General features: G+C 60.8%; 4 protein-coding genes. 2 read left to right on the top strand and 2 right to left on the bottom strand.

From position 1 onward, the window contains the following. Positions 1-11: 11 nt before the first annotated feature. Positions 12-293 (bottom strand): LexA family protein, encoded by a 282-nt coding sequence (locus AXW67_RS24845; protein WP_063675745.1) that lies wholly within the window; start codon positions 291-293, stop codon positions 12-14. A 38-nt stretch (positions 294-331) separates the two neighbouring features. On the opposite strand from AXW67_RS24845, the gene AXW67_RS24840 reads away from it, so the two are divergent. Further along, positions 332-1,462, top strand: a complete 1,131-nt coding sequence (locus tag AXW67_RS24840; RefSeq protein WP_063675747.1) for an IS630 family transposase — start codon at positions 332-334, stop codon at positions 1,460-1,462. On the opposite strand, the gene AXW67_RS24835 is transcribed toward AXW67_RS24840, so the two are convergent. Then, the gene (locus AXW67_RS24835; protein WP_161491285.1) at positions 1,426-1,854 is read right to left on the bottom strand and encodes a YciI family protein; all 429 of its coding nucleotides are present in this window, start codon (positions 1,852-1,854) and stop codon (positions 1,426-1,428) included. The genes AXW67_RS24840 and AXW67_RS24835 overlap by 37 nt on opposite strands. A gap of 642 nt (positions 1,855-2,496) precedes the next feature. On the opposite strand from AXW67_RS24835, the gene AXW67_RS24830 reads away from it, so the two are divergent. Further along, a partial coding sequence (locus tag AXW67_RS24830) for a reverse transcriptase domain-containing protein (RefSeq protein ID WP_245315713.1) occupies positions 2,497-3,077 on the top strand: 581 nt, incomplete at its 3' end.

The raw sequence follows: 3,077 nt of genomic DNA, 5'->3' as shown, positions 1-3,077 counted from the left end.
CTAGTGGTTCATCACAGTGATTTTGACGTTTTGATACCGAGCCATCCGAGGATAGGCAACTTTTCGGGTGGCAAGAGGATCTCGATGCTTCGAGCGACGCCGGGCTGGCGACGAATGAACCCGTTGCGTTCGAGGGTGAGGATCATCTGGTGGACTGACGGCGGGCTGACGCGGAAATGCCGCTGGATGTCGGCCTCGGCGGGCGGCTGTCCGAACATGTACGAGTAGGTATGGATGAAAGCGAGATAGTGTCCCTGCTTCTCGGTGAAGTGCGCGCCTGATTTTTGACTCATAGCTGGATTCGTCCCGGCCTCCGACAAGGAGGCGAAGCATGAATGTACGTTATCGGGTCGAATTGAGCCAAGCCGAGCGGGACGAACTGACGGCAATGCTCGGCGGCGGCACGCATTCCGCCCGCAAACTCAAACGGGCTCAGATTGTGCTGGCGGCCGATTCAGGCAGCTGCGACGCGGAGATTGCCCGAACCGTCCGGGTCAGCCTTTCCACCGTCGGCCGGACCAAACGCCGTTTCGTAGAAGGCAATCTGGAGCGGGCCTTGAGTGAGGAGCCGCGTCCGGGCGCGGAACGCAAGCTGACAGGCAAGGAAGAGGCCCTGCTGGTGGCGACGGCATGCGCCAAGCCGCCCGCCGGCCGCAAACGCTGGACGCTGACATTGCTGGCCGACGCGATGGTCAAGCTCACCGATCACGCCAGCCTGTCGGGCGAGACCGTGCGCCGCCGGCTGGCCGACAACGACCTCAAGCCGTGGCGCCGGGATATGTGGTGCATTCCTCATGTCGACGGCGAATACGTCGCCCGGATGGAGGATGTGCTCGATCTCTACGCCGAGGCGCCGGATCCCGAGCGGCCCCTGGTTTGCTTCGACGAGACCCCAGTCCAGCTGATCGGCGAGGTACGCCAGCCGATCCCTGCCCAACCGGGACAGCGCGAGCGCTACGATTACGAATATCGCCGCAACGGTACCGTCAATCTCTTCGTCACCTTCGATCCGCATCGCGGCTGGCGCAATGTCAAGGTTACAGACCACCGCGCCGCGGTCGACTACGCGCACTGCATGCGCGAACTCGTCGACGTCCACTATCCCAATGCCGCCTGCATCCGTGTGGTGCAGGACAATCTGTCGATTCATACGGCCGGCGCGCTATATCAGGCATTTGCGCCTGCCGAGGCCCGTCGCATCCTGCGCCGCCTCGAGTTCCACTACACCCCGAAACACGCCAGCTGGCTCAATATGGTCGAGTGCGAGATCAGCGTGCTGCAGCGCCAGTGTCTCGGCCGTCGCATCGACGATCCCAAAAGGCTTCGAAAAGAAATCGCAGCATGGCAACGGCAGCGAAACAAGGCGCGAGACCGCATCAAATGGATGTTCACAACCGACAAAGCCCGCGCCAAACTCGGTCGCGCCTATCCAGTTGCCGCCAAAGAGTCAAAACCACTGTGATGAACCACTAGCCACCGGTATACCGCGAAATCATTCTCAATGAACCCCGCTTTGAATAAGGGGTCTTCCTCTAAAACGCGCCGAGCCTCGCGCTCGTCCGTCGCGTTACAGAGATACATGCCTTCCTTCAGGCCCTCGAATGGTCCGGCAGCACGCAAGACTCCAGCTTGGCGCAACCTCACTAGGTATCCGAGCCGTTCGGAAAACAATCTCGCGAAATCTTCTGTTTGCCCTAAGCTTACAAGCTCCTGAACTGTCGGGACACGACCTGCGCCGACCGCCTTCGCCACAGCACCTCCTACGCCGGGACGCGCAATTTGCGCGGTAAACTCAGGCGAGAGCTTGAGGATGATGGCGTAGATCGAGGCTGTTGGCTGCTGCTGCGTGTTCATAGTTGGATATCCGACCGCTGCATCGACTTCACGCAGCATAACATATTACTTGGCGCGGGCTGTGCTTCGCACCGCCGCACACCGGCCGCTGATGTCCGTTCTGGGTGTGCGCCGTGAGAAGGCGGCGCTTTCCAGTGGGTGCAAGTCCCACCCGGCGAACGCTCCAGCCGGAAGCAATCGGAGCAGTCATGGAGGTAACGAAGTGGCTGAAGCCTTCGATTAGCGTGTCACGAATTGGTGACAGCGCGAGTGTGCAGGCCGTAACGCGAGTGAACGCCGAGCAAGCCTCGAAAAGGACGATGCGCAGGCCGACCCGACGACCCTTTCGGGGAAGGCTGATACGGCTGGAGGAATGAGCGAAAACGATCCGCCCAGCTGCTGCGCCGGGGTAGTGGCGACAGCATGTACACAAGGAAAGCGTACGCAACACGGGAGGCCCCACGACGTGGTCAGGGATGACCAACCGGACGCCCGCGAGGGACAGGCCGGGCGCCGTGGGGATGCGGAGAGGTTCGCAGTACCGCTGAAGCCGGGTAACGCCGGGGGAGGGAAGGGACCTTAGTTCAAGACGAACGCAAGACGTAGTGAGGGACCTGGAGATTGGGCAACCTATCAACTCCGAAGAGTGTTCAGAAACTTCAGATGGCGTTGCACGCGAAAGCGAAGGCAGAAGCCGGCTACCGTTTCTACGCCCTGTACGACAAGATCTGCCGAGAAGACATCCTGGCCCATGCCTATGCTCAATGCCGCTCCAACAAGGGCGCACCGGGTGTGGACGGTCAGGACTTCTCGGACATCGAAGCGTACGGGGTGCAGCGGTGGCTTGGCGAACTGGCGCTTGCGCTCAGGCAGGAGACGTATCGACCGGATCCTATCAGAAGAGTGTACATACCGAAGGCCAATGGCAAACTCAGGCCATTGGGCATCTCGACCTTGCGTGATCGAGTCTGCATGACGGCAGCGATGCTGGTGCTAGAACCGATCTTCGAGGCCGATCTTCCACCCGAACAGTACGCGTACCGTCCCGGGCGAAATGCCCAACAGGCGGTGGTCGAGGTGGAAGCGCAGCTGTTCCGTGGCCACCCGGAAGTCGTTGACGCCGACCTCGCGGACTACTTCGGAAGCATTCCGCACGCCGAGCTATTAAAATCGGTGGCGCGCCGGATTGTTGATCGGCGCGTGCTGCATCTGATCAAGATGTGGCTGGAATGTCCCGTGGAAGA

Origin of the sequence: Bradyrhizobium neotropicale (assembly GCF_001641695.1) — a bacterium.
In the GTDB taxonomy this organism is placed as follows: domain Bacteria; phylum Pseudomonadota; class Alphaproteobacteria; order Rhizobiales; family Xanthobacteraceae; genus Bradyrhizobium; species Bradyrhizobium neotropicale.
This window is presented reverse-complemented; position numbering and strand designations above follow the sequence as displayed.

Bases quoted from the DNA above. Each gene is read 5' to 3' on its own strand.
- AXW67_RS24845 (WP_063675745.1), bottom strand. From the start codon at position 293: ATGAGTCAAAAATCAGGCGCGCACTTCACCGAGAAGCAGGGACACTAT.
- AXW67_RS24840 (WP_063675747.1), top strand. From the start codon at position 332: ATGAATGTACGTTATCGGGTCGAATTGAGCCAAGCCGAGCGGGACGAA.
- AXW67_RS24835 (WP_161491285.1), bottom strand. From the start codon at position 1,854: ATGAACACGCAGCAGCAGCCAACAGCCTCGATCTACGCCATCATCCTC.